The sequence below is a fragment of the Sorangiineae bacterium MSr12523 genome, assembly GCA_037157775.1.
GTDB lineage: Bacteria > Myxococcota_A > Polyangia > Polyangiales > Polyangiaceae > Pendulispora > Pendulispora brunnea.
Map to the genome: position 1 here is coordinate 118,153 of CP089982.1, position 16,472 is coordinate 134,624.

A 16,472-nucleotide genomic window follows, 5' to 3' on the forward strand; every position below is an offset into this window, starting at 1 on the left:
TCAGATGCTCCGCTTGATCGCGTCCTTGATCTTCCGAATCTGTGCCTCGTCCCGTTTGTAGAACGTCCACTGCTTGATGCGCTTGGCGCGTACGAGCCCTGCGCGCGAGAGCACCTTGAGGTGCTCGCTCACGGTGGCGGGTGTGACGCGGAGCTTTTCGGCGATGAAGATGCCGCAGACCCCATCCTTGACGAGATCGCCATCGACCTGCGGAGGAAAATGGGCCTCCGGATCTTTGAGCCATTCGAGGATTTGTAGCCTGCGTTCGTTGGCCAGGGCCCGGATTGCGACGACGATGGACACGTTGACAATTTGCCAAATGCCAAATTAGTGTCAAGCCCATCTCCATGACCGAAGAACTGCAGGGGGCACGTATCACCCAGGTTGAAAAACTCATCCGGCCGCATGTGCGCACGACGCCGATCGTGCGGCTCGACGGGGCCGATTTCGGCTTGCCCTCGTTTCCGCTGACCCTCAAGTTGGAGCTGCTTCAGCACGCCGGCTCGTTCAAGACGCGCGGCGCGTTCACCAATTTGCTCACGCGCAAGGTCCCCTCCGTCGGGGTGGCCGCCGCATCGGGCGGCAACCATGGCGCCGCGGTGGCGTATGCGGCGCACAAGCTGGGCATCCCCGCGAAAATCTTCGTGCCCAGCATTTCCTCGCCCGCCAAAGTGCAGCGCATTCGCGACTACGGGGCGGATCTCGTGGTGGGCGGCGATCGCTACGCCGATGCCTTGGCGGCCTGCGAAGCGTACATTGCGCAATCGGGCGCGCTGTCCGTGCACGCGTTCGATCAGGTCGAGACGCTGCTGGGGCAGGCCACGTTGGGCCTCGAGCTCCAGGAGCAAGCGCCCGACGTGAACACGGTGCTTTCGGGCGTCGGGGGCGGTGGGCTCCTCGGCGGCATTCTCGCGTGGTATGCGGGGCGCGTGAAGGTCGTCGGTGTCGAGCCGGATGGCGCACCGACGCTGGCGAAGGCGCTGGAGGCGGGAAAGCCGGTGGACGCGGAAATGGGCAGCATCGCGGCCGATTCGCTGGCCCCGCGGCGCGTGGGCGAGTTGATGTTTCCGCTCGCGCGCAAGTACGGCAGCGGCGTGCGTCTGGTGACGGACGACGAAATACGGCAGGCGCAGCGTGCCCTGTGGAAGGTGCTCCGCATCGTCGCCGAGCCGGGCGGTGCGACGGCGTTCGGGGCGATTCTGTCGGGCCGCTATCAGCCCGAGCCGGGAGAGCATGTGGCCGTCGTCGTCAGCGGCGGTAATACGACGGCGGTGGATTTCGATCGATAGGCAAGGAGACGAGCAATGGCTGGCAAAATCGAAACGCGATTGAAGGAGCTTGGCATCGAACTTCCCGCGGCCACGGCGCCGGTGGCGAATTTCGTTCCCTGCGTCCAAACCGGGAATCTGCTTTACGTGTCGGGCCAAGTGACGGCATTCAACGGGGAAATCCGGCACGTCGGCAAGGTGGGCGGGACCATCTCGCTCGAGGAGGCGGTGCAGGCGGCGCGGCTTTGCGCGCTCAATGTTCTCTCGCAAGCCCGCGCCTTCTTGGGCGATCTGGATCGCGTCACGCGCGTCGTCCAGGTGCAGGGCTTCGTGAATGCGGAGCCGGATTACCGGGATCACCCGAAGGTGGTCAACGGCGCGTCCGACGTGTTCGTCGAGGTGTTCGGCGATGCAGGCAAGCACGCGCGCTTCGCCGTGGGCGTGGGATCGCTGCCGCTCGGCGTCTCCGTCGAGGTAGCGGCCGTTCTCGAGGTGAAATAGGGCGGATCGAAGGCCCGTTCGTCAGCGCGGACGGGCCGTCCGTCGTCCCCGGTGCGCTATCCGCACCTGTACCAGGGATCGCAGTGGCCCCCGCAGCAGTCGGACCAGCAGCAGCTCCGACAGAACTCGCAGTTTGGGCCGCGGCATTCGTTCCAACAGGCCGCGGGTTTGGCCGGGGCGGCAGGGGAGACGTCCGACGGGGCGGAGCTCGGGCTCTGCTCCGTGCCATCGAGGGGGGCGGCGTCCTCCTCGGTTGCGCTGCAGCCTGCCACGACGCCCAAAATGAGAACGACATAACATACGGCCCACGAGCCGATTCGTTTTCGATGCATGGCCTTCCTCCGTAGTGGAAATCCATTTCAAGGCGCTACGTCTGCAAAAGCAGATTCGACCGCGAATAACAATTCGTGTGCCGAGGGAGTGGGGATTTCGAAATATCGAATTTAGGCGCAATCGACGAGGCGACTTCCCGTTGCTGTATCCACGTCAAGCGGCGATTCTGGTACACGGCCGCGGGAAATGGGCCTCATCGCATGTACCAATTGGCGCGGTACACGCGCGGTACATTCAGGACGCTCGAGCTGTCAGGCAGACGTCGCGCTCATTTCCCGCGGCGCATGGTTTCTCGCCAACTCGCGGTGAACTTCAGCAGAAGGCGCCCGAATTGTTCGCGCTCGCGATCGGACCAGTCTTCCATCGCACGCGCGAACTGGGCCTGCCGAAAGCGATGCATCGTGTCTTCGAATTGGTGCCCCGATTCGGTGAGCCGTAGCGTGATGCGCCGGCCATCGGATTGGGAGGCCACGCGTTCCACGTAGCCGGCGTCGATGGCGGTCGCGACCATGCGGCTCGCCCGCGAAGGATCGACGCCGAGCCGCTCGGCCACGAGGCCCACGGTGATCTCACCATCGGGCTCGTCCGCGCCTTCCTGGACCACATCGAGCACCGCCATGGTGCCGAGGTCGACGTCGAGCCCCAGCTCGCGGACGGCAAGCTTTCCCAAGGTGCGATTGGCCATGCTGCGGCGAAGCCGGACCATGCCGCGCTCGACGTCGGCCAGCGCCGGATCGCTCTTCTTCGAAACAGGACGGCTCATGGACGCCGCCAAGCTACCAGGGTGCGCCCCTTGAAATTGAGTGACTTATGCATATGATTGATAAAGTCACACGATTGCTGAAGGCACTCTTTACCGGAGACACCCCATGACCGCTGCAGCGTTCGAAGAGATTTACCGCAAGGATCAACGTGCACCCTGGGATCAGGACGGCCCCACCCCCTTCGTCGTCGAGCTCGAACGCGAGGGCTACATCCGCGGCGCCGTGCTCGATGCCGGCTGCGGCACCGGCGAAAATGCGCTGTATCTGGCCAGTCGAGGCCACGAGGTGTTCGCGCTCGATGGGGCACCCACCGCCATCGAGCGGGCGCGCGAGAAGGCGCGCACCCGCGGCATCGACGTGCCCTTCCAGCTCGCCGACGCGCGCGATCTCGCCGGGTACACCGACCGATTCGACACGGTCATCGACATCGGGCTTTTTCACGTCTTCGACGAAGAGGAGGATCGCCTTCGCTACGCCGCCTCACTCCAGCGCGCTTGCAGACCTGGCGCCTTGGTGCATCTGCTTTGCTTCAACGCCAACAACGACTTCGACGCCACCATCCCGCGCCCGCGCGGCTGCGGCACGCACCCCGTGGACGAGGCCGAGCTGCGCCGTGCCTTTGGCGCCGGATGGACATGGGAGTCCTTTACGGAGGTGACCGGCAGGTCTGCCGCTCCAGGAGGCGGCGCGAGGCGCTTCTGGCTCCTGCGCGTGCGAAAGGCCTCTGGCGTTTGAATCTACCGGTCTCGCGTCGCCCTCTCGTGAGAAGCGGACGAGGGCGCCGGCCCCGCCGGGGATGTTTCGCTGCCGCTGCTTGTCAGGATCGCCCCCCCGGAACTGGGACAAACCATCGAATGTTGCGCTAATTTCTACGAAAATCGCCTAGAGTTTGCCGGCGCATGCCCCGGCATACCGAAGATGAGCCCCAGCTCGATGGCGAAAGTCGCGCGACCGGCGATGGGCTGGTCGTCAAAGTGCGACGCATCCACCGCCGCGACTTGAACCGCGTTTGGGAGTTCCTCAAGCTCTGCTTTCGCGATGTGAACCGCGAGACCGTGGAGTACCAGCGGCCGCGCTCGAAGAAGCGCTTCCTCGAGGTGTACGAGGAAGAAGGGGTGGAGCAGCTTCTCTTCGAAGTGTCCACGGACGATGGCGACGTCGTCGTCGGCTACACCGAGTGCACCTTCGAGATCCTCGGCGAGGACAACTGGATGAACGAGCGCTATTTCGCCAACCGCGACATGCGCCCGCTGTTCATCGAGGAGCTGGCCGTGCACCCGAATTACCAGGGGCAGGGCATCGGCGCCTTCCTCATGGAGCAGCTCGAGCACCTGGCGAAGATCCGCGGCTGCACGCACCTGGTGCTCGAGGTGGCGGAGAACAACGAATCGGCGCTGCACTTTTACCGCGCGCGCAGCTTCTACAAGCTCGATGCGGCCATCTTCATGGCCAAGCGCATCGTGGTGGGCTCGGAGCTGTTGCCGCCGCGCAAGCTGAAAAAAGGGCGCGCACCGCGCAAGGCTCCCGCCAAGGGCAGCAGCTGATTCAGCCGTCCTCGAGCCACGCGAGGGCCTCGCGCATCGTTTCCATCCGCAATGGGTCGGCGGCGGGCACGTACGTGTGGCCCACGGGCCCGAGATCGACGAAGCGCGCCGGGTATCCATCTTGGACGAGGGCTTCCGCGGCGCGTTCCAGCGGCCGGCGCATCATGTCGTATCGGCCGGAGGCAAAGACGGCGCGGCGCACGCCGGCGGCGCGAAGCGCGTCGGCCGTGGGCTGCACGTCGGCGCCGATGAACATGACGCCGCGGTAGCGCGAGTCTTTTCGAGCAATGAGGTTTCGCGCGAGGTAGGCACCTTGGGAAAATCCAATGAGCACGCGCCCGCGCGTCACGTCGACGGCGTCGCCGTAGGTGGCCACCAGCTCGCGTTCGGCATCGTCGATCACGGCCGCGCGCTCGGCGGTGGAGCCGCTCCAAATGGCTCCTCCGCTGGGGCACGGCGTTGTGGCGCTCGGGCAGAGCAACCACGACGATGGCGCGACGCCCTCGCGAAAATAGCCGCAGCCGTGCGAGGGATCGCCGCACATGCCGTGTAGATAAATGGTCACCGGGCGTGCGCCGGGTGAATCCATTTTCGATTCGGGCGAATACGCGTAAATGGGAAATCGTCCCGCGCGCAGCGCGAGCCGGCTTTCGCTGCCGCGGGCATTCGTATCCAATGCGCAAAAGGTGGCCAGCACCGCAGCGCAAATGGCGATCGGTCGAACCATGTCGTCGCTCCTCTGCGAGGTACATCGCGGAGGAATGCGATTTCGTGACGCGCGCTAATGGGTATTCGAACCGAGCTTACGGCCCGCTCCCGCCCGTCGGCTTGCGCGGCGCTCGCCGGGGCGGTGCGGTGCTCGATGGAATGGGCGCAAACGAATCCAAGCCGTGCCCCGAACTGCTCGTCTCGGGCAGCTGCAATTGCGGCGTGGGCCGCAAGGCCTCCGCCGCGGCCGCGCGTGCGCTCTTCACATCGGCATCGTCCTCGAGCTCGGGCACCACGGACACGGCGCGATCGAGCTTCTCGATGCACTCCTTCCACTTGCCCTCGTCGCAAAGCACCAGCGCTTCGTTGCGCTCTCGAATCGCGAGCTCGCGCGGCGTTGGCGCAATCTGCGGTGTCGGCGCGGGATCCCTGGCAATCGGCGCATCCGGCTTTCGAGGCCGGTCGCGCAAAATCCAAATAGCGACCACGATTCCAATGACACCCAATGCCGCCAAAGCCGCCACCTGCGCAGCCCAGCGATCGCGAAAGTGCCTCCGCAGGCGACTCACCCGCTGACGAACGCGCGCCGGCGGAATTTTCTCGCCCTCGGCGATGGACTCCAGCTTTTCACCTTCGCCTTCGCGCAAGAGCCATTGAAACGTTCGTTGCGCATCCTGGCCGTGGGGCAGCTCGCGCATGGCCCATCGCAGCAGATCGTTTACGTCCTCCATCGCAGGCGCAGATTCCAGCGCGGCCGCCTCCGGCGCGTCGAGCACCTCGCGCCGTGCACGTCGATGGTAATCTGCGATTTTGTTCCGTGTGATCCCGTAGATCCATTTGCGCAGCGTCTCGGGATCTTCCGGCCGGTGCGCCGCGGCCATCACTTCCGCCAAGGTCGCTTGAACGACATCCTCGGCGTCTTTTTCGGGAACGCGACGGCGTACGAGCGCGACCAGAGCTTCACGGAATGTCGAGGAGGACCAATCTGCGACGGACATGGCGGCGGGGGACACATCGGATCGTCGTTGCGTAAGAGGAAAGTGTGACAGAGTGCCGGCGCCCGACGCGTTTTTTTTATAAGATGCCCTCGCTCGAGGCGCCCCGGCCCGTTTCGGGCAGAAATAATAGGAGGCTTACCATGCGTTGGAATTCGCTCGTGCGACGGTCTTTGCCTGTATGGCTCGCGGTATTCACCATGGGCTGTTCATCCGAAGCGGACACGCCCGATGATCCTCAGCCGAAGACCTTCGAGCAGGAGATGGAGGCGTGGGTCTCCACGACGGTGAGCGGCATGACGCTCGAAGACAAAGTGAGCCAACTCTTCGTGACGTACATTTACGGCCAAGCGGCCGATGTGGCGCATCCGAAGAACGTGGAAGCCTTCAAAGAGGATACTCCCGCCAAGGTGGTGAAGCGATACCGCCCTGGTGGAATTATCTATTTCAATAATGACACGCGGGACAACATCGATAACCCGCGTCAGATTGCTGCCTTCTCCAACGGCCTGCAGCGCGCGGCGCTCGAGACGGGAATGCACATTCCGCTGTTCATCGCGACCGATCAGGAGATGGGCATCGTGACCCGCGTTGGTCCGCCGGCCACGCAGTTCCCCGGGAATATGGCCGTATGCGCCGGCCGCAATGCCGATGACGCCAAACAGGCCGCGGCCATCACCGGACAAGAGCTTCGCGCATTGGGCATCAACGTCGATTTCGCGCCCGATGCCGACGTGAATTCGAATCCGCTCAATCCGGTCATCGGCGTGCGCTCCTTTTCGAGCGATCCCGCGCTGGCCTCGGAGTTCGTCGCGGCGCAGGTCCATGGCTACCAAGATTCGGGCGACCGCACGAAAACGGTATCGTCCACGGCGAAGCATTTCCCCGGTCACGGCGATGCCGCGACGGACAGCCACACCGGGCTGCCAGTGATTCAGCGCACCAAGGAGGAGTGGCAACAGATCGACGCTCCGCCGTTCCGCGCCGCGGCCGAGGCGGGAATCGATATGATCATGACGGCACATATCCAACTTCCGAAGATCGATCCTTCGGGCGAGCCGTCCACCTTGTCCCGCACCGTGTTGACGGACATGCTGCGCAATGAAGTTGGGTACAAAGGTTTGGTCATCACCGATTCGCTCGAAATGGACGGTGTGCGCATCATGCACCCGGATGCGGACCTTCCGGTGTTGGCTCTGCAAGCGGGCGCGGACCAATTGCTGATGGCGCACGATCTGGGCCTGGCCGTGCAGAGCGTGATGAATGCCATTGCCGATGGCCGCCTCACCGAGGCGCGCATCAACGAGAGCCTCCTGCGCATTCTTCGCACGAAATTCAAGCGCGGCATTCTGCTCAAGCCGTTCGTGAACGAGGACGAGGCGGAGCGTTCGCTCGGCACACCCGACCATCTCGCCACCGCATCGCGCATCACGGATCGCACCGTGACGGTGCTGCGCAACGAGGGCAACGTTCTGCCGCTGCAGGCCGCGCCGGCCAAGGTTCTCGTCACCGGCGTGGGTGCCGTTCCGACGGCCGCGTTGAGCGATGCCTTCAATGCGCACGGCTCCGCAGCGACCACGCAGGCGATCAAGGCAGCGCCGAGCGATGCCGACATTGCAGCCGTCGTTGCGGCCGCGAATCAGTCGGATCTCGTGGTGGTGCTCACCAATGCGATGACCGCAACGGCGAATGCGAACCAGAAGAAGCTCGTGGACCAACTCGTGGCGACGCAAAAGCCCGTCGTCGCCGTGGCCACGCGCAATCCCTACGATGCGACGTACGCGCAGGCTCCCGCATGGCTGGCGACGTATTCGCCCAGCGCGGGCTCGATGCAGTCGGTTGCCAAGGTGCTCTTCGGCGAGGTGCCGCCTGTAGGCAAGTTGCCCGTGCCTCTCCCCGCGGCGAACGATCCCGCGACGATCGTGTACCCGCTCGGTCATGGTTTGACGTGGTGAGATCCATGGACTTCCGCATCGCGTTCCGCGTGAACGCGATGCGGCGGTGCATGTGGTAGGCGTGGCGTAGAAAGATCATTGTTGCGCTCGTCGCACAATCGCAGCACACTGAGGCGTTCGAAGACAACGTTGTCATTCGAGTTCCTGGTGCCATTCGGAGGCTGTGATGAACGTGCGCCGACTTTCCTTTGCCCTCGTGTCCGTTGCTGCTCTTATCCACTGCTCGTCGAGCGATTCGCCAAACCAGCCGCCCGGTGGTGGCGGCAATCCGGATGGCGGACCCGGCACCGATTCGGGGCTCGGCGTGGATGGCGGCGATTCGTCGGTGCCGCAGGGGCCGACCGAATTCTTCTCATCCTTCGAGCCGAAGGACCCGCAGCCCACGTGGACCAACACAGTGGAGACGGGAACCGACGGTACGCCGAAGACCTCCGGTGTGCTCTCGCCGCCGCCCCCCGTGGTGGTGACGGGCAACATCACGGACCGTGTCATTTCCGTCACTGCCAATGGCGAGAACGACGGCGCGGGCGAGGTGGCGGACAACCTGACCGATGACGATACGCATTCGAAATGGCTCGTGTTCGAGAGCTCCGGCTGGATCGTCTACAAGCTCGACGAGGCCATGGCCGTCCGGCGCTACCGGCTGGGATCGGCGAACGACTACGACGAGCGCGATCCGAAGGATTGGACGGTGCAAGGTTCGCAGGATGGCGAAACCTGGGTCGACCTGGACAAGAAGACGAATGAAGACTTTCCCCAGCGCTATCAGCTGCGCGAGTTCGATCTTTCGAGCAACACCACGCCCTATCTCTATTACCGGCTGAACATCACCGCCAACAACAACGGGGGCATCGTTCAGATGTCCGAGTGGCAGATCTTCGATCAACCGGCGAGTGCGCCGGTCGATGCGGGGGCGGCCGACTCGGGCGCGGATGCTGCGCCGCCGCTCACCCCGGAAATGCGCAGCGCCGTGGGGCGTGGCCCGACGCAGTCGCACAATGCCAAGACGCGCGCCGGATTCACCGGGGTGCGCGGATTCGAATACGGCGGCACGCACAATGCGTCGGAGCGCGCGTACTCGTACAACAAGGTGTTCGACGTCGACGTCGTGGTCGCGCAGAACACCGAGCTCTCGTACATGATTCACCCCGCCTTCACGACTGGGGACTTCAATTACCCGAGCACGTACGCCTCCGTTGATCTCGCGTTCGAGGATGGCACGTACCTGAGCGATCTCGGCGCGGTCGATCAGCACGGCGCCGTGGTGTCCCCCAAGGGGCAGGGCGATTCGAAGACGCTCTACACCGATGACTGGAACTACAAGGTCTCCAAGATTGGCGCCGTCGCCGCCGGAAAGCGCATCAAGCGCATCCTGGTGGCGTACGACAATCCGAACGGGCCGCCCGCGGGCAAGCCCAGCACGACCTTCGGTGGCTGGATCGACGATATTCGGATTACGGCCAACCCCGCCGTTACGGTGCGATCGAATCCTTCGGATTGGGTCGATACCCGCCGGGGTACGAACTCGAGCGGCGACTTCTCGCGTGGCAACAACTTCCCCGCGACGGCGGTTCCGCACGGATTCAACTTCTGGACGCCCATGACGTCGGCCAGCTCGCAGAACTGGCTGTACACGTACCACCGCAGCAACAACTCGGAGAACCTGCCGACGTTGCAGGCCTTCGCTCTGAGCCACGAGCCGAGCCCCTGGATGGGCGATCGTCAGAGTTTCCAGGTGATGCCCTCGTCGGCGGCCGGCGCGCCGGTGACGAGCAAGAAGTCGCGCGCGTTGCCCTTCCGCCATGCCAACGAGGTGGCGCAGGCGCACTACTACAGCGTGAAGTTCGAAAACGGGATTCAAACGGAGATTGCGCCGACGGATCACGCGGCCCTGTTCCGATTCACGTTCCCGGACGATAACGCGAACCTGATTTTCGACCATCTGAACGCCAGCGGCGGGCTTACGCTCGATGCGAGCTCGCGTTCATTGAGCTTCTATTCCGACGCCAAGAGCGGCTTGTCCGCAGGCGCCACCCGCATCTTCGTGTACGCCGAGTTCGACCGGCCGGTGACGGCAAGCGCTACGTCGGGCGGCGTGACGGGGTACTTCCGTTTCGGCGTGGATGCCTCCAACCGCGTCGTGAACATGCGCATTGCGACGTCGCTCATCAGTGTGGCGCAGGCGAAGAAGAACCTCGAGCTCGAGATTGCCAAGAACGACACCTTCGACGGGGTGAAAGAGAAGGCGCGCCAGCTCTGGGACAACAAGCTGAAGGTCATCGACGTCGAGGGCGCCAGCGCGGATCAATTGACCACGCTGTATTCGAATTTGTACCGCCTGTTCCTGTACCCCAATTCGGCATACGAGAACGTGGGGACGGCGGACGCGCCGCAGTACAAATACGCCAGCCCCGTGACGAATGCGTCGGGCGCCGGCTCGCCGACGAACACGGGCGCCAAGCTTGTCGACGGCAAGGTTTACGTGAACAACGGCTTCTGGGATACGTACCGTGGCACGTGGTCGGCGTACGCGCTGTTGACGCCGAAGGCCGCCGGCGAGTTGGTGGACGGCTTCGTGCAGCAGTACAAGGACGGTGGCTGGGTCTCGCGTTGGTCTTCGCCGGGCTATGCCGATTTGATGACCGGCACCAGCTCGGACGTGGCCTTTGCCGACGCATACCTTCGCGGTGTCAACTTCGACGCGGCCGCGGCGTACGATGCAGCGGTGCGGAATGCGACCGTGGTCGCGCCGAATGGGAGCGTGGGCCGCAAAGGAAACGCGACATCGACATTCCTCGGATACACGTCCACCGCGACGGGCGCCGGCTTTTCCTGGGCCATGGCTGGATACCTCAACGACTACGGCATTGCCAACCTGGCCAAAGCTCTGAGCAACAATGCGAGCGACCCCCGCCAAAAGGAATATGCTGAAAATGCGGAGTACTTCCTGAGTCGGTCTCAGAATTACGTCAATCTGTTCGATCCTTCGATCCAGTTCTTCCAGGGGCGAGCGGCCAATGGTGCGTGGCGCTTGCCGAAAGAAACCTACAATCCAACCGTCTGGGGATTCGACTACACCGAGACCAATGGGTGGAACATGGCATTCGATCCCGTCCACGACGGGCAAGGATTGGCCAATCTGTACGGAGGTCGGGACAAGCTGGCGGCGAAGCTCGATACGTTCTTCTCGACGCCGGAGAAGGGGGACTTCCGCGGCGGATACAGCGACATCATCCACGAGATGCTCGAAGCGCGCGACGTTCGCATGGGGCAGCTCGGACTGAGCAACCAGCCCTCGTTCCATATCCCATACATGTACCTGTTCACCGGGCAGGCCGCGAAGACGCAGGCCAAGGTGCGCGAAGCCCTGTCGCGACTCTTCATCGGCAGCAACATCGGCCAGGGCTATCCCGGTGACGACGACAACGGTGCGACGTCGTCGTGGGTCATCTTCAGCGCGCTGGGCTTTTTCCCGCTCCAAGTGGGAAGCTCGAATTACGTGATTGGCTCTCCGCTCTTCACGAAGGCGACCGTTCATCTCGAAAACGGGAAGAACATCGTGATCTCGGCGCCGCAGAACAGCCCGAAGAACGTGTACGTGCAAAGCCTGAAGGTGAACGGCGCGCCGTACGGCAAGACGTACATCTCGCACGAGCAGCTGCTCGCCGGCGCCAATCTGGAATTCGTCATGGGCTCCGAGCCCTCGCAATGGGGCAGTGGCGCCGACGACGTGCCGCCGTCGGTGACCCAAGGCAACGAACCCGCGAAGCCACTGCACGATGTGGCCACGGGATGCAATGGCGACGCGCACCTCTACGACAACGACGGCCTCAGCACCGCGACCCTCACCGGCGCGGTGCAGTGCAAGATCCAAGGTACGGCGCCCGTTCGTTTCTACACGCTGACGTCGGCGGCCGACACGACCAATGGCGACCCGACGGACTGGGTCCTCGAAGGATCGAACGATGGCACGACCTGGAAGGAACTCGACAAGCGCACCGGCCAAGTCTTCCCCTGGCGCTCGCAAACGCGCGCATTCAAGGTGGCCGACGCGTCGGCGACGTATGCCAATTACCGCATCACCGTGACCAAGAGCACCAAGCCGACGACGGCCATCGCCGAAATCGAGCTCTTGGCGAATTGACGCCGGCTCGCAAGGAGGTCGCCCCGACAAGGGCGGCCTCCTTCGTCAGCGTGCTCTATTCCTGCCGCGGCTCGGGGCGGTGCATTTCGGCGGCGGCGGCGCCGTCGGCCGAGGAGATGGCCGTGAACTCACCGGTATCGGGGTCGAATCCGTGGATGGCACCCGTGCCGATTTCGAAGATCCAACCGGCGATATGCAATTTGCCGGCGTCGAGTTTCTCGGACACGAAGGGGTAGGCGCGGAGGTGCTCCAGTTGCAGGAGCACGTTCTCGGCGACGGCGGCGGTGATTTTGGCCTCGCCGGGCAGGTGCCCGTAACGTGTTTGGATGGTGTCGCGCAGCCCCTCCGTCTGGGCGAGCCATCGTTTCACGTATTGGAGATTGGCCATCTTGTCCGGTGCGAGGATGGAGGCCATGGCGCCGCACTGCGTGTGGCCGCACACGATGATGTTCTCCACGCCGAGGACTTCTACGGCGTATTCGACGGCGGCGGCCGTGCCACCGGGGAGGTCCGGGCGCGGAATGACGTTGCCCACGTTGCGGACGATGAACAGATCGCCCGGCCGAGAGTTCGTAATCAAATTGGGATCGACCCGCGAGTCGGAGCACGTCACGAAGAGCGTTTCCGGATTCTGTCCACGCGAGGCCAGTCGCTCGAAGAGGTCCTGGTGCTTGGTGAAGAAGTGTTTTTGGAACGAGTGAATGCCTTTGACGAGCTTCTCCATCATGACCGAGGCTCGCATGGAGCCGTGGCCCCCTGCAAGACGAAGGGGTAACCCGCGTTCGCTATGTCGTCAGGGTGACGCCCTCGCGAGCCAGGGCGCGCTGCGCAGCGGGCCGTGCAGCTACCTCATGGGCAAGGCGCTCGAGCGAACGGTAGCCGTCCATCGGCTCTCCGATCCGGTGACCCCACCGGTACATGACGGCAAGGTAAGGATCCACGGCGCTGTAGCCTTCCTCGAGCGCGTGCGTGCGATTCGCCACGCCCGCCAATTTGGCGTCGATCTCGTGGAAAAAGGAACGAACCCTCCGGCGTCCGGTTTCGGCAATGATGCCGTGCGCGGAAGCATCGTCACTGAAGCGTTCGCCTCGCCAGATCTGCGCGAAGGCGACGTGCACGCTGCTCGACAGCCACGCGAGCCACTCTTGAAAGCGTGCGCGCGCGAGGGTCCCCGGCTCGGGGGCGAGCGCCTGCGCAGCCGACGTGCGTTCGCGATCGGCCAGGTAGCTCAAAATGGCACCGGTCTCCGTGATGACGGTGCCCTCGGTGCGAAGGGCGGGGACGCGTGCGCGCGGGTTGATGGCCAAGTACTCGGGGCGGAGGTGTGCCCCTTCCGGAATGGGCACGCGCACCGTATCGAAGGGGCGGCCGATCTCTTCCAAAGCAATGTGAACCGCCAGCGAACAGGCGCCGGGCGAATAGTAAAGGGTGTCCATGGCCCTTACGGTGCGGCAAAACGATGCAGATGAAAAACGCATTGTCGTCATGCGATGTATGCGTAATGCTCATGCATCATGACCCTGCTGGACGTGCGCCATCTTCGGCTCGTGCAGGCCGTTGCGGAATCCGGAACGGTGACCCACGCCGCTGCGGCACTTCACCTCACGCAATCGGCGGTGAGCCGGCAGCTCGTCGAGTTGGAATCGCGCCTCGGCGTGGAGCTTTTCTCCCGCGCGAAGAAGAAGATGACGCCCACGGTCGCGGGCCAGCGCATCTTGCGCACCGCGGGACCGCTGCTCGACGAGCTTCGCGCGCTCGAGCAGGACGTGGCGCAGAAGGCGCGCCCCACGCCGACGCTGCGCATCGCCACGGAGTGTTACACCTGTTACCGGTGGCTTCCGTCGGCCTTTCCGGATCTGCACCGCGTGCAGCCGGAGCTCGAGGTGCGCATCGTTCTCGAGGCGACGCGCCGTCCGATGGATGCGCTGTTGCGCGGTGAAATCGATGCGGCGGTGGTCTCGGGAACGACGCGCGATCGCCGGCTCGCGGCCATTCCGCTGTTCGACGACGAGCTGGTGGCGGTGCTTCATCCCACGCACCCGCTGGCAGCGCGCACGTACATCGAGCCGCGCCATTTCGCAGGCGAAACCTTGTTTACCCACGACTTGCCGCCGGAGCAGTTCTACTTCCTGCGCCAAGTCCTCGGGCCCGCGGGTGTGGAGCCGCGGCGCACCTCGCGCGTGCCGCTCACCGAGGCGATTCTCGAGATGGTTGCCGCCAACCTGGGCATCACGGTGCTGGCGCAGTGGAGCGTGCAGTCCCACGTCGATGCGGGTGCCGTGGTCACGCGCAGGGTGACGCGCTCGGGCCTGTTGCGAACGTGGCGTCTCGCGCACTCGCGCCATGGCGAGATGCTTCCCGCCGTGCAGGCGCTCGCTCGCGCCATGCGTCGGGGGCCGATCTGCGCTACATCGAGAAAATCATGCAAACCGTGACGGACGAACGAGCGCGCGAGGCGGCGGCGATTCTATGGTCGGCTTGGCAGGAGAAACGCCTTCTCGAAGGCTTGCCCGAGCGCTGCAGGCCGCGCGATCTCGGGGAAGGCTACGCGATCCAGCGTGCGCTGGGCGAGCTCGCCGGTGCGACCATCGGCTGGAAGATTGCAGCCACGAGCAAGGCGGGCCAAGCGCATATCAACGTCGATAGGCCGTTTCCGGGGCGTCTATTCGCATGTTTCGCGCACGCATCCGGGGCCACACTGCCCGCGCGGCATCTTCACATGCGCGCCGCGGAGGCGGAGTTCGCTTTCCGTATGGGGCGCGATTTGCCTCCGCGCGATCGGCCCTACGAGCTGGGCGAAGTGATGGCTGCCGTGGGGGCCTTGCACATCGCCATCGAGGTCCCCGATTCGCGGTACCACGACTACGTGGCCGCCGGCGCATGGCAAATGGTGGGTGACGATTCCTGCGCGGGATACTTCGTGCTCGGGCCCGAGGTGGCCGCGTGGAATGGCGACGAGCTACCAGGGCACACCGTTGCATTGCGCAAAGAAGGCGCCGTCGTCGCCACGGGCATCGGTTCCAACGTGCTCGGCGATCCGCGTCTCGCGCTCACCTGGCTGGCCAACGAGCTCTCACAACGCGAACACGGCCTCCGCGCCGGCGAAATCGTCACCACCGGCACGTGCATCACGCCGTACACCATTGGACCGGGTGACGCGCTCACGGCGGATTTCGGCACATACGGCACCGTGTCCGTCGCTTTCGAGCCGTGAGGCGAACTACCACGGGTTCGGCATGCACGCGCCGCGCGTCGCATCGCACCCGGTAAAGCCGAGGGCGGTGCAGTCGACTCGTTCGAGCTTACCGGCGTTGCACAACACCAGCGACGTGCCATCGCAGAGCGGCGCCGGTGGCGGGTAGATGGGATTGCACTCGGTGCCTTGACCGCAAAAGTGCCAATCGTAGGAACCGGACGGCATCGATTGGCACGTGAACCCGTGGCCGACGCCCCCACAATCGACGTTTACCGTGCCGGAGTTGACTTGTGCGAGCAAATCGCTGCCCGTGCACGCGACGCCCCCATACGGGACGATCAGGGCACTGTCCGTCGTGCGGCCGCTCGAACCGAACGGCCCATGGCATCCGGGGTATCCGCTATCCATGCAAACGAGCCCGAGCTCCGTACAGCGCGGGCCCGACTGCAGGACGCCATTCACGCAAACGGTGGGGCGGCCGTCCCTGCAGGATGCGCGAAAGACCGTTAGCTCGCAGGACACGGCGGGCGCAGCGATGCAGCCCGCGTCAGGGTGGCATGAAAGCCCATGGCGCGCGCAATCCACACGAATGCGATGGCGTCCATCGCATCGCTCGAAAACCTCCCCCGCGCAGCTGCTCTTGCAATCGAGTTGCGGTGCATCGTCGATGGTGATCCCGAGGCAATCGCGCAAGGATTGGCAGCCGCTGGTCGCGGTGGAAAGGCAGTTCAAGTCCGCCGTCTGGATGCGTTCGCTCAAAGAGCCCGTGGCGTACGTCTCACGGTACAATCGATCGAGAACCTGGCTCGCATTCTCATTGCGGTCAAGGCAGCTGCCCTGAATCACGGCGGCACGCGCCAGGGCCCGAGCGTCGGGGCCATCGGCATTGGTGCCGGGCGGGGGCGGGAGCGTTTCCGGGGAGCTACTGCAATGAACCAAGAAAGAAAGAACAACGAATGCGAAGCACACCGCTGCAATCGCCCTCGGACGGGCCATGGGATTTACCTCCGGCCGCGCATCCGACGCTTTCTTCGCCTGAAACGCAAGCCGATGGATCCCTATTT

16 protein-coding genes are annotated in these 16,472 nt (G+C 64.2%); 8 read left to right on the forward strand and 8 right to left on the reverse strand.

Annotated features, from left to right (window positions below; all coding sequences use genetic code 11):
• The gene (locus LZC95_00470; GenBank protein WXA95313.1) at positions 1 to 303 is read right to left on the reverse strand and encodes a helix-turn-helix domain-containing protein; all 303 of its coding nucleotides are present in this window, start codon (positions 301 to 303) and stop codon (positions 1 to 3) included.
• Positions 304 to 347: 44 nt separating this feature from the next.
• Between LZC95_00470 and LZC95_00475 the strand changes: the two genes are divergently transcribed.
• Together LZC95_00475 and LZC95_00480 are read left to right on the forward strand one after the other, a co-directional pair.
• Positions 348 to 1,289, forward strand: a complete 942-nt coding sequence (locus LZC95_00475; protein WXA95314.1) for a threonine/serine dehydratase — start codon at positions 348 to 350, stop codon at positions 1,287 to 1,289.
• Positions 1,290 to 1,304: 15 nt separating this feature from the next.
• Positions 1,305 to 1,769 (forward strand): RidA family protein, encoded by a 465-nt coding sequence (locus LZC95_00480; GenBank protein ID WXA95315.1) that lies wholly within the window; start codon positions 1,305 to 1,307, stop codon positions 1,767 to 1,769.
• A 56-nt stretch (positions 1,770 to 1,825) separates the two neighbouring features.
• On the opposite strand, the gene LZC95_00485 is transcribed toward LZC95_00480, so the two are convergent.
• Together LZC95_00485 and LZC95_00490 are read right to left on the reverse strand one after the other, a co-directional pair.
• Positions 1,826 to 2,101 carry a hypothetical protein gene (locus LZC95_00485; protein ID WXA95316.1) on the reverse strand — a complete coding sequence of 92 codons (276 nt, stop codon included), beginning with the start codon at positions 2,099 to 2,101 and terminating at the stop codon, positions 1,826 to 1,828.
• A gap of 269 nt (positions 2,102 to 2,370) precedes the next feature.
• On the reverse strand, positions 2,371 to 2,865 hold the full coding sequence (locus tag LZC95_00490) for a MarR family winged helix-turn-helix transcriptional regulator (protein WXA95317.1): 495 nt from the start codon (positions 2,863 to 2,865) through the stop codon (positions 2,371 to 2,373).
• A 106-nt stretch (positions 2,866 to 2,971) separates the two neighbouring features.
• Here LZC95_00490 and LZC95_00495 point away from each other — a divergent pair, with 106 nt between their 5' ends.
• Both LZC95_00495 and LZC95_00500 read left to right on the forward strand, forming a co-directional pair.
• A complete protein-coding gene (locus LZC95_00495) occupies positions 2,972 to 3,601 on the forward strand; it encodes a class I SAM-dependent methyltransferase (GenBank protein ID WXA95318.1) in 630 nt (209 codons plus the stop codon).
• A gap of 164 nt (positions 3,602 to 3,765) precedes the next feature.
• Positions 3,766 to 4,410, forward strand: a complete 645-nt coding sequence (locus tag LZC95_00500; protein WXA95319.1) for a GNAT family N-acetyltransferase — start codon at positions 3,766 to 3,768, stop codon at positions 4,408 to 4,410.
• A 1-nt stretch (position 4,411) separates the two neighbouring features.
• On the opposite strand, the gene LZC95_00505 is transcribed toward LZC95_00500, so the two are convergent.
• Both LZC95_00505 and LZC95_00510 read right to left on the reverse strand, forming a co-directional pair.
• Positions 4,412 to 5,137, reverse strand: coding sequence for a hypothetical protein (locus LZC95_00505; protein ID WXA95320.1), 726 nt, complete (start codon positions 5,135 to 5,137; stop codon positions 4,412 to 4,414).
• A gap of 76 nt (positions 5,138 to 5,213) precedes the next feature.
• Positions 5,214 to 6,116: a sigma-70 family RNA polymerase sigma factor gene (locus LZC95_00510; GenBank protein ID WXA95321.1), complete on the reverse strand. Its 903-nt coding sequence runs from the start codon at positions 6,114 to 6,116 to the stop codon at positions 5,214 to 5,216.
• Between the two features lie 140 nt (positions 6,117 to 6,256).
• On the opposite strand from LZC95_00510, the gene LZC95_00515 reads away from it, so the two are divergent.
• Both LZC95_00515 and LZC95_00520 read left to right on the forward strand, forming a co-directional pair.
• Positions 6,257 to 8,068 carry a glycoside hydrolase family 3 protein gene (locus LZC95_00515; protein ID WXA95322.1) on the forward strand — a complete coding sequence of 604 codons (1,812 nt, stop codon included), beginning with the start codon at positions 6,257 to 6,259 and terminating at the stop codon, positions 8,066 to 8,068.
• A 166-nt stretch (positions 8,069 to 8,234) separates the two neighbouring features.
• Positions 8,235 to 12,212, forward strand: a complete 3,978-nt coding sequence (locus LZC95_00520) for a GH92 family glycosyl hydrolase (GenBank protein ID WXA95323.1) — start codon at positions 8,235 to 8,237, stop codon at positions 12,210 to 12,212.
• Between the two features lie 55 nt (positions 12,213 to 12,267).
• Here LZC95_00520 and LZC95_00525 read toward each other — a convergent pair whose 3' ends face one another.
• Together LZC95_00525 and LZC95_00530 are read right to left on the reverse strand one after the other, a co-directional pair.
• A complete protein-coding gene (locus tag LZC95_00525; protein ID WXA95324.1) occupies positions 12,268 to 12,939 on the reverse strand; it encodes a carbonic anhydrase in 672 nt (223 codons plus the stop codon).
• Between the two features lie 58 nt (positions 12,940 to 12,997).
• On the reverse strand, positions 12,998 to 13,648 hold the full coding sequence (locus tag LZC95_00530; protein ID WXA95325.1) for a glutathione S-transferase N-terminal domain-containing protein: 651 nt from the start codon (positions 13,646 to 13,648) through the stop codon (positions 12,998 to 13,000).
• A 78-nt stretch (positions 13,649 to 13,726) separates the two neighbouring features.
• Here LZC95_00530 and LZC95_00535 point away from each other — a divergent pair, with 78 nt between their 5' ends.
• Together LZC95_00535 and LZC95_00540 are read left to right on the forward strand one after the other, a co-directional pair.
• Positions 13,727 to 14,647: a LysR substrate-binding domain-containing protein gene (locus tag LZC95_00535; GenBank protein ID WXA95326.1), complete on the forward strand. Its 921-nt coding sequence runs from the start codon at positions 13,727 to 13,729 to the stop codon at positions 14,645 to 14,647.
• Positions 14,635 to 15,426, forward strand: a complete 792-nt coding sequence (locus LZC95_00540) for a fumarylacetoacetate hydrolase family protein (protein WXA95327.1) — start codon at positions 14,635 to 14,637, stop codon at positions 15,424 to 15,426. The genes LZC95_00535 and LZC95_00540 overlap by 13 nt, the downstream gene beginning before the upstream one ends.
• Positions 15,427 to 15,432: 6 nt before the next feature.
• Here LZC95_00540 and LZC95_00545 read toward each other — a convergent pair whose 3' ends face one another.
• The gene (locus LZC95_00545) at positions 15,433 to 16,404 is read right to left on the reverse strand and encodes a hypothetical protein (protein ID WXA95328.1); all 972 of its coding nucleotides are present in this window, start codon (positions 16,402 to 16,404) and stop codon (positions 15,433 to 15,435) included.
• Positions 16,405 to 16,472: the final 68 nt, after the last annotated feature.

What these genes read in the sequence shown, in the direction of transcription:
- LZC95_00475 (WXA95314.1), top strand. Translation starts at nt 348, where the DNA reads ATGACCGAAGAACTGCAGGGGGCACGTATCACCCAGGTTGAAAAACTC.
- LZC95_00480 (WXA95315.1), top strand. Translation starts at nt 1,305, where the DNA reads ATGGCTGGCAAAATCGAAACGCGATTGAAGGAGCTTGGCATCGAACTT.
- LZC95_00485 (WXA95316.1), bottom strand. Translation starts at nt 2,101, where the DNA reads ATGCATCGAAAACGAATCGGCTCGTGGGCCGTATGTTATGTCGTTCTC.
- LZC95_00490 (WXA95317.1), bottom strand. Translation starts at nt 2,865, where the DNA reads ATGAGCCGTCCTGTTTCGAAGAAGAGCGATCCGGCGCTGGCCGACGTC.
- LZC95_00495 (WXA95318.1), top strand. Translation starts at nt 2,972, where the DNA reads ATGACCGCTGCAGCGTTCGAAGAGATTTACCGCAAGGATCAACGTGCA.
- LZC95_00500 (WXA95319.1), top strand. Translation starts at nt 3,766, where the DNA reads ATGCCCCGGCATACCGAAGATGAGCCCCAGCTCGATGGCGAAAGTCGC.
- LZC95_00505 (WXA95320.1), bottom strand. Translation starts at nt 5,137, where the DNA reads ATGGTTCGACCGATCGCCATTTGCGCTGCGGTGCTGGCCACCTTTTGC.
- LZC95_00510 (WXA95321.1), bottom strand. Translation starts at nt 6,116, where the DNA reads ATGTCCGTCGCAGATTGGTCCTCCTCGACATTCCGTGAAGCTCTGGTC.
- LZC95_00515 (WXA95322.1), top strand. Translation starts at nt 6,257, where the DNA reads ATGCGTTGGAATTCGCTCGTGCGACGGTCTTTGCCTGTATGGCTCGCG.
- LZC95_00520 (WXA95323.1), top strand. Translation starts at nt 8,235, where the DNA reads ATGAACGTGCGCCGACTTTCCTTTGCCCTCGTGTCCGTTGCTGCTCTT.
- LZC95_00525 (WXA95324.1), bottom strand. Translation starts at nt 12,939, where the DNA reads ATGATGGAGAAGCTCGTCAAAGGCATTCACTCGTTCCAAAAACACTTC.
- LZC95_00530 (WXA95325.1), bottom strand. Translation starts at nt 13,648, where the DNA reads ATGGACACCCTTTACTATTCGCCCGGCGCCTGTTCGCTGGCGGTTCAC.
- LZC95_00535 (WXA95326.1), top strand. Translation starts at nt 13,727, where the DNA reads ATGACCCTGCTGGACGTGCGCCATCTTCGGCTCGTGCAGGCCGTTGCG.
- LZC95_00540 (WXA95327.1), top strand. Translation starts at nt 14,635, where the DNA reads ATGCAAACCGTGACGGACGAACGAGCGCGCGAGGCGGCGGCGATTCTA.
- LZC95_00545 (WXA95328.1), bottom strand. Translation starts at nt 16,404, where the DNA reads ATGGCCCGTCCGAGGGCGATTGCAGCGGTGTGCTTCGCATTCGTTGTT.